Raw genomic sequence first — 1144 nt, 5'->3', positions numbered from 1 at the left:
GGCCTGCGTTTCGCTATCCGTGAAGGTGGCCGTACCGTAGGTGCCGGTGTTGTAGCTAGCGTAATCGCCTAATCGATTCGTTATATACAAACATGAAAAGGGGTGGCTTTGGCCACCCCTTTTATTTTTGGGGCTATTTATGGCCTGTGAGATACTGGGCAAAACCATTGATAGAGGTAGTTTCCGTGAGCAACCCCGCCATTTTTCTGGATCGTGACGGTGTCATCAATGAAGACACTGGCTATGTCAGCCAGGTCGATGATTTCCATTTTCTGCCCGGAGTCATAGACGCCCTGCAGCTCCTCAAAAAGAAAGGCTATCTGCTGGTCGTCGTCACTAACCAGTCCGGAATCGCCCGCGGCTACTTCAGTGAAGATGACTTCATGAATCTGACTGAATGGATGGATTGGTCACTGGCTGATCGGGATGTGGATCTCGATGGCATCTATTTCTGCCCCCATCATCCGGATCACGGCGCCCCCTGTGATTGCCGCAAACCGGAGCCAGGCATGCTGCTGTTGGCGCATCAGGAACTGGGGATCGACATGAGTCGTTCCTATATGGTGGGTGACAAGCCCTCTGATCTGAAAGCTGCCATCAATGCCGGGGTTGGTCACAAGATCATGGTCAGAACCGGCAAGCCGGTGACCGAAACGGGTAGTGCGCTGGCCGATGCTCTCTATGACAATCTGCACGATTTTGCTGTTGCGGTGCCTGCAGTGAGCTGATTTCGCCGGTTTAATATGCCAATTGGTGGCTTTGTGAGCGAACAAACAGTGAAAGCCATCTTTTTGCAATTATCTGCTTGCCAGAAAGAATCTGTTCCCTATAATGCGCCTCCATCGACAGGGCAAGCGGCAACGCAAACAACCTCGTCGATAACCTCGAAAAGCCTTTGAAAATAAGGCTTGACTCGAGAAGGCGGTTGAGTAGAATCCCACTCCCGCAGCAACACACTGTTGCGTTGCTCTTTAACAATTTGAATCAAGCAATCTGTGTGGGCACTCACAGCATCGAACATCAAAAACAATTTTTGATTTTCAATGTCTGATGAAGTGACCAAAGCAACTTAATGTTGCAGCAGTTAATTCAGCAATTCATTGAGCCGCTTTTCGAAGCAACCAAACTTAAATTGAAGAGTTTG

2 protein-coding genes are annotated in these 1144 nt (G+C 49.3%); both read left to right on the top strand.

Features of this window, described 5'->3' with window-relative positions; genetic code table 11:
- On the top strand, positions 1 to 72 hold a 72-nt coding region (locus tag AACS18_RS02570; protein ID WP_219927954.1), incomplete at its 5' end, for an EF-Tu C-terminal domain-related protein.
- Between the two features lie 113 nt (positions 73 to 185).
- Positions 186 to 728 (top strand): D-glycero-beta-D-manno-heptose 1,7-bisphosphate 7-phosphatase, encoded by a 543-nt coding sequence (gene gmhB / locus AACS18_RS02565; RefSeq protein WP_181363238.1) that lies wholly within the window; start codon positions 186 to 188, stop codon positions 726 to 728.
- Positions 729 to 1144: the final 416 nt, after the last annotated feature.

The organism is Aeromonas sp. HMWF015, assembly GCF_963878965.1.
Classification (GTDB): Bacteria; Pseudomonadota; Gammaproteobacteria; order Enterobacterales; family Aeromonadaceae; genus Aeromonas; species Aeromonas veronii.
The sequence above is the reverse complement of the archived record's forward strand: the minus strand, read 5'-3'. Positions and strand labels throughout refer to the sequence as shown.